Genomic DNA, 17,320 nt, shown 5'->3' on the forward strand with positions numbered 1-17,320 from the left:
TTTTATTGAATAGATATACATAAAACTTAGAAAGTGACGCATAGTTAGTCATCATTATCAACTTGAGCAGTGTTGATATATCTGTCGGGATGACAGATAAGCAAAGGGAGAATTGCAATGGCTCTTTATGATCCAAGTCTTGAGAAAGACAACTGTGGATTTGGCTTAATCGCGCACATGGAAGGCGAGCAAAGTCACAAGCTGGTACGTACAGCAATTTCTGCACTTGATCGAATGACCCACCGTGGTGGTATCGCCGCCGATGGTAAAACCGGTGATGGTTGTGGTCTTCTTCTACAAAAGCCCGATTCCTATTTACGCCTTATCGCTGAAGAAAATGGCTTCAACCTTGGCAAGCAATACGCCATAGGGATGATTTTCTTCAACCAAGACCCGGTGAAAGCTCAACTCGCCAAAGACATCATCAACAAAGAGCTCGCACAAGAGACTTTGACGGTAGCAGGGTGGCGTGAAGTACCAACCAATTCAGAAGTACTCGGCCCAATCGCCGCCGATTCACTTCCAGACATTCAACAAGTCTTTATCTCTGCTCCGGCAGGTTGGCGCGAGCGTGACATTGAGCGTCGCCTCTACATCGCACGCCGTCGCATCGAGAAACAAATCACCGAAGATCCTGATTTCTACATCTGTAGCTTGTCGACACAAGTTTTGGTGTACAAAGGCTTGTGCATGCCTGCGGACTTACCGCGCTTCTATCTTGATCTTGCTGACCTACGCATGGAATCTGCTATCTGCCTGTTCCACCAGCGTTTTTCTACCAATACTCAACCGCGTTGGCCATTAGCTCAGCCGTTCCGTTACCTTGCTCATAATGGTGAGATCAACACCATTGAAGGGAACCGCCAATGGGCACGAGCGCGAGCTTACAAGTTCTCGTCACCACTGCTGCCAGACCTACAAACCGCAGCACCGTTTGTGAACGAGACAGGTTCAGATTCTTCCAGCTTAGATAATATGTTGGATCTATTCCTTTCTGGCGGTATGGATATCTTCCGAGCCATGCGCATGCTTGTGCCACCTGCATGGCAAAACCATCCAGACATGGACCCGGATCTGCGAGCGTTTTACGACTTCAACTCCAAGCACATGGAGCCATGGGATGGTCCGGCAGGTATCGTACTGTCCGATGGCCGTTACGCTGCCTGTAACCTAGATCGTAATGGTTTGCGCCCTGCACGTTATGTGATTACTAAAGACAAATTTATCACTCTGGCATCAGAGGTAGGGATTTGGGATTACGCTCCCGACGAAGTTGCCGAGAAAGGCCGTGTTGGTCCGGGTGAACTGCTGGTTGTCGATACTCGTAAAGGGAAGCTTTGGCAGTCTAGCGAGATCGATAACGATCTGAAATCTCGTCACCCTTACCGCGAGTGGATGGAAAACAACGTTCGCAAACTCACTCCTTTTGCTCAGCTACCTGAAGATCAAGTGGGTGAGCGCAGCTTTGATGAAGACTTACTTAAGACTTATCAAAAGCAATTTGCCATGAGTAATGAAGAGGTCGATCAAGTACTGCGTGTTCTTGGCGATATGGGCCAAGAAGCGGTCGGCTCTATGGGTGATGACACCCCAATGGCCGTTCTCTCGTCGAAAGAGCGCTTGGTGACTGATTACTTCCGTCAGAAGTTCGCTCAGGTAACCAACCCGCCAATCGATCCATTGCGTGAGAAACACGTAATGTCACTGGCGACCAGTATCGGTCAGGAGATGAACGTCTTCTGTGAAACCGATGGCCACGCCTACCGAGTGACCTTCGATTCGCCAGTATTACTTTACTCAGACATGCAGCAATTGCTTGAGCTTGGTGACGATCACTACCGTAATACCATTCTCGATATCAACTACGATCCACAACAGAAAGATCTCAAACAAGCCATTGATGATCTGTGTGAACAAGCAGAACAGGTCGTACGTGAAGGCACGGTTCTAGTCGTGCTTTCAGATCGCGCTTTAGTCAAAGGCAAGCTGCCAATTCCTGCAGCAATGGCGGTCGGTGCGGTTCAAACTCGCTTGATCGATGCCAACTTACGTTGTGATGCCAACATTGTTGTTGAGACTGCAACAGCTCGTGACCCACACCAATTTGCTGTCTTGCTTGGCTTTGGCGCCACTGCAGTTTACCCATACCTAGCTTATGAAGCGCTAGGCAAACTGATTGATGATAAAGCGCTAGAAAAAGACTATCGCGATGTGATGCAAAACTACCAATACGGCATCAACAAGGGTCTGTACAAGATCATGTCGAAAATGGGGATTTCTACCATCGCCTCTTACCGTTGCTCGCAACTGTTTGAAGCAGTTGGTCTGAGCCAAGAAGTCGTCGATTTGTGCTTTAAAGGCGTGACGACTCGTATTGAAGGCGCGAACTTCGACGACTTCCAACAAGATTTGTACAACCTTTCTCGTAAAGCTTGGGCGAAACGTAAAGCCATCGAGCATGGCGGCTTATTGAAATACGTCCACGGTGGTGAATATCACGCCTACAACCCAGACGTGGTTGGCACACTGCAAACTGCGGTGAAATCAGGTGAAAGCAACGATTATCAGAGCTTTGCTAAGCAGGTAAACCAACGTCCTGTTGCCATGCTGCGTGACTTAATGGCGCTGAAAAAATCAGACACCCCACTACCACTTGAGCAAATCGAGCCAAGCACAGAGCTATTCAAGCGTTTTGACTCGGCGGCGATGTCCATTGGTGCACTTAGCCCAGAAGCGCACGAAGCACTTGCAACAGCGATGAACCGTCTTGGTGGTTACTCTAACTCAGGTGAAGGTGGTGAAGATCCACGTCGCTTCGGTACAGAGCGTAACTCGCGCATCAAGCAGATTGCTTCCGGGCGATTTGGTGTCACGCCTCACTACCTTACCAATGCAGACGTACTGCAAATCAAGGTCGCACAGGGTGCGAAGCCGGGTGAAGGTGGTCAGTTACCGGGACACAAAGTTACCGCAGAAATCGCAAAACTGCGTTATTCGGTACAGGGGGTGACTCTGATCTCCCCTCCTCCACACCACGATATTTATTCGATTGAAGACTTAGCCCAGCTGATCTTCGACCTAAAACAAGTCAATCCAAATGCATTGGTTTCAGTGAAGTTAGTTTCTGAACCAGGCGTCGGCACCATCGCAACAGGTGTCGCGAAGGCCTACGCTGATCTCATTACCATCTCGGGTTACGACGGCGGTACCGCAGCAAGCCCATTAACCTCAGTGAAATACGCTGGTAGCCCTTGGGAATTGGGACTGGCAGAAACCCAACAAGCACTGGTTGCTAATGGTCTACGTCATAAGATTCGTCTACAGGTAGATGGTGGTCTAAAAACGGGGCTAGACGTGGTGAAAGCGGCGATTCTCGGTGCGGAAAGCTTCGGTTTTGGTACTGCGCCAATGGTGGCAATGGGTTGTAAGTTCTTACGTATTTGTCACCTCAACAATTGTGCCACAGGGGTTGCAACTCAAGACGAGACACTACGTAAAGAGTACTTCAAAGGTCTACCGGAAATGGTGATGAACTATTTCATTGGTCTGGCGGACGAAGTACGTGGATTACTTGCTGAACTTGGTGTTGAAAAACTGACTGACTTGATTGGTCGTACGGATTTGTTGGAAACCGTTGAAGGTCTGACAGCAAAACAAACCAAGCTAGATTTATCGAATATCCTTGAGGCACCAGTCTCTCCAGAAGGACACCCTCTTTACTGGACACAGCCAAATACACCATTTGATAAAGCAGAGCTAAACAACAAGATCATCGAAGACGCATTGCAAGCGGTTGAAAAACGTCAATCTGCCAGCTTCTTCTACAACGTGATAAACACCGACCGCTCTGTTGGTGCTCGCCTATCTGGTGAAATCGCTCAGCGCTACGGCAATCAAGGCATGGCGGCAACGCCAATCAAACTGCACTTGGATGGCACTGCAGGCCAGTCATTTGGCGTTTGGAACGCGGGTGGCGTAGAGCTTTACCTCACTGGCGATGCAAACGACTACGTAGGTAAAGGCATGGCTGGCGGTAAGGTGGTTATCAAACCTCACCTTGGCACTGCATTTAAGTGTAATGAAGCGACCATCATTGGTAACACCTGTCTGTACGGCGCGACCGGCGGTAAGCTGTTTGCGGCAGGTAAAGCCGGTGAGCGTTTCGGCGTACGTAACTCAGGAACGATTGCCGTCATTGAAGGCGCTGGCGATAACGCTTGTGAGTACATGACCGGTGGTATTGTTGCAATTCTAGGCGCGACTGGCGTGAACTTCGGCGCTGGCATGACTGGCGGTTTTGCTTACGTATTGGATGAGAACCAAGACTTCCAAGGTCGCGTGAACAACGAATCGGTTGAAGCAATTTCTCTGTCGGATCTTTACATCCACCAAGAGCACTTACGTGGATTGATTGCCGAGCATCTTGAAGAAACCGGTTCTAGCCACGCAGAAGATATCTTGGCGAACTTTGATGAATGGATTCCAAAGTTCTACTTGGTGAAACCACAAGCGGCAGACTTGCGCACGCTACTTGGTCACCAGAGTCGCAGTGCCGCAGAACTGCGCGTTCAAGCCCAGTAATCATGGAGGATGTTTGAATCATGAGTCAGAACGTTTATCAATTTATCGATGTTCAACGCGTAGATCCTGCGAAGAAGCCTATCAAAGTTCGTAAGATCGAATTCGTTGAAATCTATGAACCGTTTACCAAACAACAAGCGACAGCGCAGGCGGATCGTTGCTTAGATTGTGGTAACCCATATTGTGAATGGAAGTGCCCAGTCCACAACTACATCCCACAATGGCTAAAGCTTGCCAATGAAGGTCGTATCCTCGAAGCCGTAGAGCTATCGCACCAAACTAACAGTTTGCCTGAAGTTTGCGGTCGAGTGTGTCCGCAAGATCGTCTATGTGAGGGCTCTTGTACTCTCAATGAAGACTTTGGCGCCGTCACTATAGGCAACGTTGAAAAATACATTACCGACAAAGCCTTCGAAATGGGCTGGAAGCCTGACATGTCCAAGGTGGAATGGACCGATAAAAAGGTCGCCATCATTGGAGCAGGTCCAGCAGGCTTGGCGGCTGCCGATATCCTAGTGCGCAATGGCGTGAAACCTGTCGTATTTGACCGCTATCCTGAAATTGGAGGCCTTCTGACCTTCGGTATCCCTTCATTCAAGCTTGAAAAAGGCGTGATGGAAAACCGCCGCCGCGTCTTCACCGAGATGGGCGTAGAGTTCAAGATGAACATCGAAGTAGGTAAAGATGTGCAGATGCAAGAGCTACTTGATGAGTACGATGCCGTCTTTTTGGGTGTTGGTACTTACAAGTACATGCGTGCAGGACTAGAAAATGAAGGTGCGCCGGGTGTCTACGATGCTCTGCCATTCTTGATTTCAAATACTTACAAGGTCATGGGCTTGGAGCACAACAAACCTTTTATCGACATGGCAAAACAACGCGTCGTCGTACTCGGTGGTGGTGATACCGCAATGGACTGTGTTCGTACCTCAATCCGCCAAGGCGCATCAAACGTTGTATGTGCTTACCGTCGTGATGAAGCCAATATGCCTGGCTCTCGACGCGAGGTGAAAAACGCTAAGGAAGAAGGCGTGAAGTTCATGTTCAACCTTCAGCCTTTAGGAATTGAAGTGGATGCGTCAGGCAAAGTCTCAGGGGTCAAAGTGGTGAAAACTGCCCTTGGTGAGCCTGATGAAGCGGGTCGTCGCCGTCCAGAACCAGTAGAAGGCAGCGAGCACGTTCTACCAGCAGACGTCGTTATCATGGCGTTTGGTTTCCAGCCACACAAAATGGACTGGCTAGCTCCGTTTGATGTCGAGTTGGATCAATGGGGCCGTATCAAAGCTCCTGCGAAACAAGAGTTCCAATTCCAGACCAGCAACAAAAAGATCTTCGCTGGTGGCGATGCGGTACGAGGCTCAGATCTGGTTGTGACCGCGATTGATGAAGGTCGAAAAGCCGCAGAAGGTATTCTCGATTACCTTGAAGTTTAATCACTGTTAACGTCTCAAAAAGGATCCTACTATTGGATCCTTTTTTCTTTTATTACATATAATTAAATTCCTAAGATAAGGGATAAAACCAATGAAAAAAGCCGCTCTCCTTTCCATTACTTTGCTCGGCTTAACCGCTTGTAGCCAAGGAGTCACAACCATGACTGATCGTTCTCAATTCCCTTGTGGTGACAAACCAAACTGTGTCTCCACCCAAGACACGCGTGAAGAATACAACCTAACACCATTCACCCTAACCGAATCCACCAACATCGATGCAATTGAGCAAGTGGCGCTTGAACTGCCGGGGGCGAAAACAGCGGTGAAAGAAGGTAATTACCTACGTATCGAATGCACATCCAAAATAATGCGCTTTGTGGACGATTTAGAGCTTAAGATCGAAGGCGACCAGCTTATTGTTCGTTCTGAATCTCGCGTTGGCTATTCAGACTTTGGCGTGAACCGTAAGCGTGCTGAACAATTACGTTCACTGTTGGCGAATGCTGAGTTAATCAAATAACGACCACATATTGGTGCAGAGTGGTATACTCTCGCCAACTTAAATTTTTATCGAAAGAGAGTGTTATGAAAGTTGGTATCATCGGTGCGATGGAACAAGAAGTCACCATCCTGAAAGAAGCAATGATAAACTGCCAAACAGTAAGCAAAGCAGGTTGTACGTTTTTCTCTGGTCAGATTAACGACGTTGATGTGGTACTGCTTCAATCTGGCATCGGTAAAGTAGCGGCTGCAGTAGGCACAACTATTCTGCTAGACGAGTACCAACCAGATGTGGTTATCAACACTGGCTCTGCGGGTGGCTTCGATTCAAGCCTAAACCTAGGCGACGTTGTAATCTCAACAGAAGTTCGTCATCACGATGCAGACGTAACTGCGTTTGGCTACGAAATGGGTCAAATGGCAGGCCAACCAGCGGCATTCAAAGCGGATGAGAAGTTAATGGACCTTGCTGAAAAAGCACTGGCTCAAATGGAAAACACTCACGCCGTTCGCGGTCTGATCTGTACTGGTGACGCGTTTGTTTGCACGGCAGAACGCCAAGAGTTTATCCGTAAACACTTCCCTTCAGTTATCGCTGTAGAAATGGAAGCATCTGCTATCGCTCAAACTTGTCATCAATTCAACACACCATTTGTTGTTGTTCGTGCTATCTCTGACGTAGCAGATAAAGAATCACCAATGAGCTTCGAAGAGTTCCTACCGCTAGCAGCGAAAAGCTCTTCAGAAATGGTATGCAAAATGTTGGAACTGACTAAGTAAGTCCCCAGAATTTCATGGAAGAAATATTTCAACAGCTCTATGCCAATGGTGCGCTCCTCGTCATGTGGGGCGCATTACTATTCCACTTATTAATCCCCATTCCTCACGCAGCTCATCCTGTAACTTTGTGGCACAAATTCGCAGAACAACTGGCGAATAAAGTTAATAACAACCACAACTACTCACAAAGCATTCTCTCTGGCGGACTCGCACTGCTTCTTATGCTTGTACCCTGCTTGATATTACTGCTCGCGATGAAGCCTTTAGTTTGGCAAGCGCCCTTATTTGAGTTGGCATTACTGCTGATTGCTCTTGACTGGCGAAACAACGAATCACTTGCGAAACAACTCGTTACTGCGATGTCGAATGAGAACAAAGTGCAGTGCCGAGCGTTACTCAAGCCTTACCTTAATCGAGATACCGAGAGCTTATCCCTACTAGGCATTGGTAAAGCAGGTGCAGAGACCATCATCATGGGTTACGGACGTAACGTTGTGTGCGTGTTATTCTGGTATGGATTGAGTGGTGGAATTGGTGCATTAATGTATCGCTTAACGGCAGAGCTCGCTCGCGCTTGGTCCCCAAGTCGCCGCCAGTATTCACCTTTTGGTAAGCCTGCTATTCAGCTAACGGCTGCATTGGAGATTGTTCCTTTACGCTTGTTTGCCGTGTTCATTAGCATGGGTAAAAACCTATCGAGTGTTTCGACTGCCATGCTTCAACAAGCGAAGTCTTGGCCACTTCCAGGGCCAGCTTGGTTGTTGTGCTCGATTGGTAACAAGCTTCAATTGTCACTTGGCGGCCCAGCGCTGTACCAAGGTCAACGAGCTGAACGAGCGAAAATTGGTGGTCGTATAGCACCATCTGCTATCCATTTGGCACAAATCCAAACCCTCATTGTATGGCGTATTTTTGCTTGGATCGTTATCCAAAGCCTGATTCTCGGACTCATTTATCAAGGACTATGATGAACAAACTTTGCTTTGCTCTTCCTCTTATCTTCTCTACCGCTTCTTTTGCCAATGAACCAGTTCAACGCGTCATCAGCCTGGCTCCACACTCAACAGAAATCGCCTATGCTGCAGGTCTTGGTGACAAGCTGATTGCGGTCAGCGAGATGAGTGACTACCCCGAGCAAGCTAAAGATTTAGAGAAAGTATCAAACTATCAAGGCATCAAGTTAGAGCGCATCATTGCCCTTCAACCCGATTTGGTTATCGCTTGGCCAGCAGGTAATCCAGCCAAAGAACTTGAAAAGCTCAAGCAGTTTGGCATTCCTATCTACTACTCAACTACTGGAACGTTAGAAGACATCGCTACGAACATTGAGCAACTTAGCCAGTACAGTGAGAAGCCAGAAGTTGGGCAAAAAGCCGCCGCAGAATTTCGCGCGCAGTTAGAAGCATTAAAAGAGAAATACAATACCGAGGATAAAGTCAGTTACTTCTATCAATTGAGTGAGAAGCCGATCATCACCGTTGCGGGTAAGAACTGGCCAAGTGAAGTCTTCACCTTCTGTGGTGGTGAGAATATCTTTGCCAAAGGCAGTGCCCCTTACCCACAAGTTAGCATCGAGCAAGTGATTACTCGCCAACCCGAAGCCCTGTTTACCTCTCGCCATGGCATGTGGGCTGAATGGAAAAACGACATCCCTGCGTTAAAGAACAACCACGTTTGGTCACTCAATTCAGATTGGATCAACCGCCCAACCCCAAGAACCTTAAACGCGATCACAGAGGTGTGTGAACACTTTGAAACCGTTCGGCAAAAACGCTAACGTTTTCGTTGGAAATCCCGTACAATTTCCGTCCCATTTCTGTTCCCCCACAATTTGTTTAAAAGGTACCAAGTAACATGGACTCCATGCTGCTTTATATGATCGATTTATTCGGTACTGCTGTCTTTGCGGTTTCTGGCGTTTTACTCGCAGGCCGATTAAAGATGGATCCTTTCGGTGTGATCGTACTCGGTAGTGTGACAGCTATTGGAGGCGGCACTATTCGTGATATGGCGCTTGGCGCAACCCCGGTATTCTGGATCACTGACACCACTTATCTTTGGGTCATTTTCATCACTTGTTTGCTCACGATGATTCTCATTCGTCGCCCTAAGCGCTTGCCTTGGTGGGTTCTACCTGTCTGTGACGCCATTGGTTTAGCGGTATTCGTCGGTATCGGTGTCGAGAAAGCTCTCGCCTACAGTGCTTCTGGCATGGTGGCGGTGATCATGGGCGTCATCACTGGCTGCGGTGGCGGCATTATCCGTGATGTGCTGGCTCGCGAGGTACCCATGGTACTGCGAAGTGAAGTCTATGCGACCGCATGTATCATCGGTGGTATTTTCCATACAACCGCATTGAGTATGGGACACGACCATTCAGTCGCCCTACTCGCAGGTGTCATCTCAACCTTGATTATTCGCCTTGGTGCGATTCGCTGGCACTTGTCACTGCCAACCTTTGCTATCAATCGTTGATCGATACGAATCAATATTTATGCAAAAGAGCCGACTGAAACGTCGGCTCTTTTTGTTTGTAAAATCACCTGTCGCTTCTCATCTCAAGCTTGGCTATATTAGGCCTATTATTCCCAACATTCATGGATAGACATGTTACTGGAAGGCATCGAAACACTATTAGTTTTAAGTAAAGCGAAAACGATGAGTCGCACTGGGAGTTTGCTGTACATCAGCCAATCTGCGGTGAGTAAACGTATCGCGAACCTAGAGAAAAAACTGGGAAAGAAGCTAGTAGAACCGTCAGGGAGAACCATTAAACTCACACCTGATGGCATGGCTTTGATCGACAATATTGGCCCATCTTTTAACGAGTTACGTGGCCTTATCTATGAACAGCAAGAGCTAGAGGACACATCATTAATCACCCTCGATAGTTCAAAGTCTCTTATTGCGGGTTATCTTGGAAAAACCATTGGTGATTACCTCAAGCAAGATCAGTACTTAACCATAACCACCAACCACAGCCCTAGAATCGTTGAGCGAGTTCAATCCGGTAAAGCGACCATTGGGCTTTGTGCTGGTTTGCTTCCACCACATCACGGCTTGATGGCTTTCCACTTATGTGATGAACCTTTCTTCCTCGTTAGTGATCAGCCACTGAATGAGCTTCCGAAAAAAGTCATCACAAATGATTTAACTAACCCATCCAATAGCTACCAACTGCCTGCATTAGAGAAAATCGGCATCAAACCATTGATGGAAATGGATGCCTACACTGCAGCAGCACAACTTGCACTTGGAGGGGCAGCGCCTGCATTAATACCGTTATCGATAGTGAGAGCGTTAAAGATCCCTGAGCATAACTGCTTTATGTTCGAACAACTGACATCTTTAATTCGACCGATTCATATCTGCGTTAGACAAAACGTGTACCAGTCACCAAGAGTTAAAACAGTGATAGAAACCATTGGTGATGTTGTTGCCAAAGAAGTTTTGTCGCCATCAGCATAGACATGGTAATCACTAAAGGTCGAATCCATTTTTGACCTTTAGTGACAACAACTTTGGCACCAAGTTGAGCACCAATAAAGCCACCTACAGCCATGGTCAGACCGATTTCCCACACAGGCAAACCGGCAAGAATAAAGAACAGCAGAGCCGCGATATTTGAGGTGAAGTTGAGAATCTTAGTACGAGCGGTCGCATCAACCAAAGAGAAGTGACCAAGTGCAACAAAGCAAAGCGCAAAGATAGAGCCAGTACCTGGACCAAAAAAGCCATCGTAAAAGCCCACGCCACCACCAACACATAAAGCAAACATCGCTTCAGAGAGCTTTGGTTCTCCTTCAGCTGTTTTATTAGTTGAAGAGAGCAAAAAATAGAGTGAAATCGCGATAAGCAATACAGGGATAAGGCTGGTGAGTACACCGGCATCGATAAACTGTACGGCCTCAGCACCAATGGCAGAACCAATAAAGGTACATAGAATCGCTAGACGCATCTCTTTGAGGCTAACAATGCCGTTACGCACAAAGTACCAACTGGCAGAAAAGCTTCCGAAAGAGCTTTGGAGTTTGTTGGTCGCTAATGCTTGAGTCGGGCTTAGCCCCGCTGCCAACAAAGCAGGTAGAGTCAAGAGACCACCGCCACCAGCCATCGCATCAATAAATCCCGCAGCGGATGCGACAAAAAACAATGCAATTAAGATTTCGAACGTAACTTCCACTTGTGCGCCCTTGTAAATGTTTGTAACCAAGATGGAACAACGATAGCACTGCCACGCAAACGCACAAAAGGAAACTCAAGACACCAACCTATTCCAGATTTTCATCAATTAATCTAAAAAACAATAAATAACAAAATAGATTATTACATAAAGACTTTTAACTCCGCCCAATAAATAGTAACTCTGGCTTACCTCATTAATTAATTGATGCAAAATAATTATTAATCCAGATAACTAAAATTTAAAATCCATGTATCCAGTAACTTCTCAAGATAACTCACCTAAAAAAGAAATCTATATTTTTTCAATCGAAAATTTTGACACTACACTAAAAGCATACTTAAAAAACAAAGTAGAGCTTACGCGTTGGGAGAATCTCAAAAAGGCATTCGAAAACTCTTCAAACTACTACGCATCTGCTGATGATTTAGTATTGTTGGCTAAGCTAGCAAGCTACATACATGGCACAAACACCATAATTAGTATTGATTATTTAAATGGACAGCCTCATCTAACTATGCAAGGTAGTCCGGTATTAAAGTCTAGGTTATCTGGTTTTACTAAACTGAGCTCTCCACCTATAGTAACCCACATTGCAATTGGAACTAAGGACACTATAAGTTCAGTTCTTAAAGGCGGGCTAATTACCGTTGTACTCGTTAGTTCATTCAGGGTATTAGATCTATTTTTCTCAGCAAAAAACAAACATACTTTATCTAAGTTTCTTGGTGCTGTTTCAACAGATATATTGAAAGTAGGTATTTCAGCTGCTTTATCGATCCTTGCAGTAAAAGCTTCAACTGGTTTAGCTTACGCAAGCACAGCAATGACGGCCGGCCCTTTAATTCTGGCTATATCTGTTGGAATACTATCAGGCTACGCATTGAATAAGATAGATGAACACTACAAGATCACTACCAATCTTCAAAAAGCGATTCACGATATGATAAAAAATAAGTCAACCATCAATGAAGATATTAATAGTATAAAGTCAGCTATTGTTAAAAACCTGAGAAATTCTGGATACCGAGGCGTATTTAAAGATGAATAATAACGAAACAAAATTAGAAAATAAAAAATACATTCTTCTATCCTCGATAATCTTCTCCATAATTGGAATCTTGATGATCAACATATCAACAGTTGAAATAATTAATTTCATCAAGAACATAGATAGTGAAGAAAGTAGTGTGAATTTTTCACGTTCATCCATAGCCTTAACTTCTGGTTCAATGTTATTTGTATTTTTCTCCTGCTACTCTTTAGTTGCGTTAATTAGAAATAAAAAATTCTCCAAAAAGACAAATGATGTAATGTTAAAAATATTTTTTATAATATCTTTCATATCTATAATATCACCATACCCTGTTAGCTACTATTTAGAGAAAATTGCACTAGAAAATGGATATGAATACTCAGGAAAATTAAGCCAGTCCTGGTTATATGATAAGAACTACGTTTATATAAAGTAATAAAACTTAGAACCACAATATTATCTGTATTAATTACCCTCTACATTCGATAGAAATAGAATATTAATAAATGAGTAAAGGGCTATAATGATGACACATGGTAACTATGATAGAAAACAAGCATTGTTCTACTTGATATTCTTACTCATATCATTAACCTCTCTATTTATATACTCACTAAAAGGCATAACTGGCTTCTATGACAATATAACCACTAAAAGTGAAATAGCAACTTTTGATCAAGTATATGTATACATGCTTGGAGCGATCTTCATTCTTTTTGAATGCTTGAGAATACTTGTTATCTCAATTATATCAAATAACTTTGTGACTAAGAGCCAATTCAAAAAATCAAGTAAGTTTTTTTTAGCACTCTCCATAGCTACTTTTTTATCATTATACCCTGCAACTATCTTAGCTGATGTATTTGCTAAGTCTAATAACTATACATTTAGCAAAGACGAATCGACTTACAATATTTTACTGGAAAAGAGAGTATACAAAATAAATAAGTAAGTAGAGTTTATTTTATAACTACCACACTTATAGAGCTCAGCATGTGGAGCACTGATCTAATTGTGAATTACTTTGTAATGTCGGATACATACCAAATTTCAGTTTAAAGATTAAAGATTAAAGAGGGTCGCATGACTAAAATGGTTCTCCCTATGGCTTTATATCTATGCTTGACCATTGGTCTAGCAATAAGCCTAAGCATCTGGAATGAGTGGTTTTCTATCACTCAACAAATGGAGCTCGATACTTATTTCATTATCTTCGGTACCATAACTGCAGCAGTAATATGTGTGCCAAACATTCTGACGATAAGCAAGGGGTTGAGTATTGCAGCGAAAGTAAACTTGCTCACCATTGCATTTATTCTTGTTACTTGCAGCGCTAATTTTGTTATTACAAATGGCAGTACTATTGCTTCATCTTTAGGGACGTTGCTTTCAGTTATCAGCTTGATACTATACAAAAGTCCGCTCTACCAAGCTTTCTTAGCGCACTTCAATTCTCTCCATTTTAAGAAACCTTAAAGACAAAAAAAGCCCGCTCAAATGAGCGGGCAATGAGGTTGTCATATAAGCCCTATTTTTCGGGCTTACTGATTTTTATCTATTACGCTTCTAGGCTAGCTTTCACTTTTGCGTGTAGCTCTTGAACCGAAGTTACTGTGCTCTTCGCGTCTGCAGTGTGTGCCATACAAGTTGCGAATGCAGCGTTTAGCGTTGTCGTATAGTTCACTTTCTCAGCCAGTGCGCCGCGACGCAGAACTTTAGAGTCTTCAATCGCTTGACGACCAGCAGCCGTGTTTACGATGTAGGTGTACTCGTTGTTCTTGATACGGTCAAGAATGTGAGGACGACCTTCGTGCACTTTGTTTACTAGACGTGGGTTAATACCCGCTTCGCCAAGAATCACTGCTGTACCGTGTGTTGCATCTAACTGGTAACCAAGTTTTGTCAACTTAGACGCTAGGTCCACAACACGCTCTTTGTCACCTGCACGAACAGACAGTAGTGCACGACCACCTTCTGGGTAAATGTTGCCACAACCCAATTCAGCTTTCGCGTAAGCTTCTGCAAACGTAGCACCAACACCCATAACCTCACCAGTAGAGCGCATTTCTGGGCCTAACAGTGGGTCAACACCAGGGAACTTGTTGAATGGAAGTACAACTTCTTTCACTGAGTAGTAAGGTGGGATGATTTCTTTCGTAAAGCCTTGAGCTTCAAGCGATTGACCCGCCATTACACGCGCAGCAATCTTAGCGATTGGTGCACCTGTTGCTTTAGATACGAACGGTACTGTACGCGCTGCACGAGGGTTCACCTCGATTAGGTATACTTGGTTGTTCTTAACCGCAAACTGCGTGTTCATCAGACCACGAACACCCAACTCGAACGCTAGCTTTTCAACTTGCTCGCGCATTACGTCTTGGATTTCTTGGCTTAGCGTGTATGCAGGAAGAGAACATGCTGAGTCACCAGAGTGAACACCCGCTTGTTCGATGTGCTCCATGATACCGCCGATAACCACACGCTCACCGTCACAGATAGCATCGATATCGACTTCAACTGCGTCGTCTAGGAAGCTATCAAGAAGAACTGGAGATTCGTTCGATACGCTTACCGCTTCGTTGAAGTAGCGACGTAGATCTTGCTCGTCGTATACGATTTCCATCGCACGACCACCAAGTACGTAAGAAGGACGTACAACCAGTGGGTAACCGATTTCACGAGATTTCTCTACCGCTTGTTCCATCGTCGTTACTGTCGCGTTTTCTGGCTGTAGAAGACCTAGGCGGTCAACAGCAACTTGGAAACGCTCACGGTCTTCTGCGCGGTCAATTGCGTCAGGGCTAGTACCGATGATTGGCACGCCAGCCGCTTCAAGTGCGCGAGCCAGTTTCAGTGGTGTTTGACCACCGTACTGAACGATAACGCCTTTTGGCTTTTCAACGCGAGCGATGGCTAGTACGTCTTCCAGTGTTACTGGTTCGAAGTACAGACGGTCAGACGTGTCGTAGTCTGTTGAAACTGTCTCAGGGTTACAGTTAACCATGATAGTTTCGTAGCCATCTTCACGTAGAGCTAGCGATGCGTGTACACAACAGTAGTCAAATTCGATACCTTGGCCGATACGGTTTGGACCGCCGCCTAGAATCATGATCTTGTCTTTGTCTGTTGGGTTCGCCTCACACTCGTCATCGTAAGATGAGTACATGTAAGCTGTATCAGATGAGAACTCTGCCGCACACGTATCAACGCGCTTGTACACTGGGTGGATGTCGTACTGGTCACGTAGACGACGGATTTCGCTTTCCGCTACACCTAGAATCTTAGATAGGCGCGCATCAGCAAAACCTTTGCGCTTCAGCTTGTTTAGTTCTTCTTTGTTTAGACCAGCGAAGCCTTTTGCTTTTAGCTCTTGCTCAAGCTTCACGATGTCTTCGATTTGAACTAGGAACCAACGGTCGATTTGCGTTAGGTTGAATACGCCATCTACTGACATACCAGCACGGAATGCATCCGCGATGTACCAAATACGCTCTGCGCCTGCTTCTTTCAGCTCATGACGGATTTTCGTCAGTGCGTCTGGCGCATCTAGGTCAACCATCTCGTCAAAGCCTGTCGCGCCAACTTCTAGACCGCGAAGTGCTTTTTGTAGTGACTCTTGTTGGTTACGACCAATTGCCATAACCTCACCAACTGACTTCATTTGCGTCGTTAGACGGTCGTTAGCACCTGCAAATTTCTCGAAGTTAAAGCGAGGAATCTTAGTTACTACGTAGTCGATGGTTGGTTCGAATGATGCTGGTGTAGCGCCGCCAGTGATATCGTTCATCAGTTCGTCTAGCGTGAAGCCAACTGCCAGTTTCGCTGCAATCTTAGCGATTGGGAAACCTGTTGCTTTTGAAGCTAGAGCAGAAGAGCGAGATACACGTGGGTTCATCTCGATGATAACCATACGGCCATCTTTCGGGTTGATACCAAACTGTACGTTTGAACCACCAGTTTCAACGCCGATCTCACGCAGTACTGCTAGAGATGCGTTACGCATTAGCTGGTATTCTTTGTCTGTTAGTGTTTGCGCTGGTGCAACCGTGATTGAGTCACCCGTGTGGATGCCCATTGGGTCAAAGTTTTCAATCGCACATACGATGATACAGTTGTCCGCTTTGTCACGAACCACTTCCATCTCGTACTCTTTCCAACCGATAAGCGATTCATCGATAAGAAGCTCGTTAGTTGGCGACAGGTCTAGACCGCGACGACAGATCTCTTCGAACTCTTCTTTGTTGTACGCGATACCACCGCCAGTACCACCCATTGTGAAAGATGGACGGATGATACAAGGGAAGCCAACCATATCTAGAACAGCGTAAGCTTCTTCCATCGTTTTTGCAGTATCTGCACGTGGACACTCAAGGCCGATAGACTTCATCGCCTTATCGAAACGAGAACGGTCTTCTGCTTTGTCGATTGCGTCAGCAGTCGCACCAATCATCTCCACGCCGAACTCTTCCAGAACACCGTACTTCTCTAGGTCTAGTGCACAGTTCAATGCAGTTTGACCACCCATTGTAGGTAGTACTGCATCCGGCTTTTCTTTCGCGATGATGTTGCGAACCACTTCCCATTGGATTGGCTCGATGTAAGTTGCATCCGCCATGTCTGGGTCAGTCATGATGGTTGCAGGGTTAGAGTTTACTAGGATAACTCGGTAACCCTCTTCACGCAGTGCTTTACACGCTTGTGCGCCAGAGTAGTCAAACTCACATGCCTGACCGATAACAATCGGACCAGCACCAAGAATAAGAATACTTTGAATGTCAGTACGTTTTGGCATTATCTACTACTCCG

General features: G+C 45.6%; 13 protein-coding genes. 11 read left to right on the plus strand and 2 right to left on the minus strand.

Annotated elements, in window-relative coordinates; all coding sequences use genetic code 11:
• Positions 1-117 precede the first annotated feature (117 nt).
• The 8 genes from gltB to ACLIIY_RS12885 all read left to right on the plus strand — a co-directional run bounded on the left by gltB (position 118) and on the right by ACLIIY_RS12885 (position 10,763).
• Positions 118-4,581: a glutamate synthase large subunit gene (gltB, locus tag ACLIIY_RS12850; RefSeq protein WP_434527692.1), complete on the plus strand. Its 4,464-nt coding sequence runs from the start codon at positions 118-120 to the stop codon at positions 4,579-4,581.
• Positions 4,582-4,601: 20 nt separating this feature from the next.
• Positions 4,602-6,014 carry an FAD-dependent oxidoreductase gene (locus ACLIIY_RS12855; RefSeq protein ID WP_434527693.1) on the plus strand — a complete coding sequence of 471 codons (1,413 nt, stop codon included), beginning with the start codon at positions 4,602-4,604 and terminating at the stop codon, positions 6,012-6,014.
• Between the two features lie 91 nt (positions 6,015-6,105).
• Positions 6,106-6,534 (plus strand): DUF1499 domain-containing protein, encoded by a 429-nt coding sequence (locus ACLIIY_RS12860; protein WP_434527694.1) that lies wholly within the window; start codon positions 6,106-6,108, stop codon positions 6,532-6,534.
• Between the two features lie 65 nt (positions 6,535-6,599).
• Positions 6,600-7,295: a 5'-methylthioadenosine/S-adenosylhomocysteine nucleosidase gene (gene mtnN / locus ACLIIY_RS12865; RefSeq protein WP_434527695.1), complete on the plus strand. Its 696-nt coding sequence runs from the start codon at positions 6,600-6,602 to the stop codon at positions 7,293-7,295.
• Positions 7,296-7,309: 14 nt separating this feature from the next.
• Positions 7,310-8,263 (plus strand): cobalamin biosynthesis family protein, encoded by a 954-nt coding sequence (locus tag ACLIIY_RS12870; protein WP_434527696.1) that lies wholly within the window; start codon positions 7,310-7,312, stop codon positions 8,261-8,263.
• Positions 8,263-9,072 carry a vitamin B12 ABC transporter substrate-binding protein BtuF gene (gene btuF, locus ACLIIY_RS12875; protein ID WP_434527697.1) on the plus strand — a complete coding sequence of 270 codons (810 nt, stop codon included), beginning with the start codon at positions 8,263-8,265 and terminating at the stop codon, positions 9,070-9,072. The genes ACLIIY_RS12870 and btuF overlap by 1 nt, the downstream gene beginning before the upstream one ends.
• Positions 9,073-9,149: 77 nt before the next feature.
• On the plus strand, positions 9,150-9,770 hold the full coding sequence (locus ACLIIY_RS12880) for a TRIC cation channel family protein (protein WP_434527698.1): 621 nt from the start codon (positions 9,150-9,152) through the stop codon (positions 9,768-9,770).
• 132 nt (positions 9,771-9,902) lie between these two features.
• Entirely contained in the window at positions 9,903-10,763 is an 861-nt protein-coding gene (locus tag ACLIIY_RS12885) for a LysR family transcriptional regulator (RefSeq protein ID WP_434527699.1), read from the plus strand.
• Here the strand turns inward: ACLIIY_RS12885 and ACLIIY_RS12890 are convergent.
• The gene (locus tag ACLIIY_RS12890) at positions 10,699-11,478 is read right to left on the minus strand and encodes a TSUP family transporter (protein ID WP_005436167.1); all 780 of its coding nucleotides are present in this window, start codon (positions 11,476-11,478) and stop codon (positions 10,699-10,701) included. The genes ACLIIY_RS12885 and ACLIIY_RS12890 overlap by 65 nt on opposite strands.
• Before the next feature lie 250 nt (positions 11,479-11,728).
• Between ACLIIY_RS12890 and ACLIIY_RS12895 the strand changes: the two genes are divergently transcribed.
• The 3 genes from ACLIIY_RS12895 to ACLIIY_RS12905 all read left to right on the plus strand — a co-directional run bounded on the left by ACLIIY_RS12895 (position 11,729) and on the right by ACLIIY_RS12905 (position 13,990).
• Positions 11,729-12,529 (plus strand): hypothetical protein, encoded by an 801-nt coding sequence (locus ACLIIY_RS12895; protein ID WP_171370818.1) that lies wholly within the window; start codon positions 11,729-11,731, stop codon positions 12,527-12,529.
• A complete protein-coding gene (locus ACLIIY_RS12900) occupies positions 12,522-12,950 on the plus strand; it encodes a DUF1240 domain-containing protein (RefSeq protein WP_408696124.1) in 429 nt (142 codons plus the stop codon). Before ACLIIY_RS12895 ends, ACLIIY_RS12900 begins: the two co-directional genes overlap by 8 nt.
• Before the next feature lie 647 nt (positions 12,951-13,597).
• A complete protein-coding gene (locus ACLIIY_RS12905) occupies positions 13,598-13,990 on the plus strand; it encodes a hypothetical protein (protein ID WP_162998964.1) in 393 nt (130 codons plus the stop codon).
• Between the two features lie 82 nt (positions 13,991-14,072).
• Here the strand turns inward: ACLIIY_RS12905 and carB are convergent, their stop codons facing one another.
• Positions 14,073-17,306 (minus strand): carbamoyl-phosphate synthase large subunit, encoded by a 3,234-nt coding sequence (gene carB, locus ACLIIY_RS12910; RefSeq protein WP_038893971.1) that lies wholly within the window; start codon positions 17,304-17,306, stop codon positions 14,073-14,075.
• Positions 17,307-17,320: the final 14 nt, after the last annotated feature.

The organism is Vibrio sp. K4 (assembly GCF_051122595.1).
GTDB lineage: Bacteria > Pseudomonadota > Gammaproteobacteria > Enterobacterales > Vibrionaceae > Vibrio > Vibrio owensii.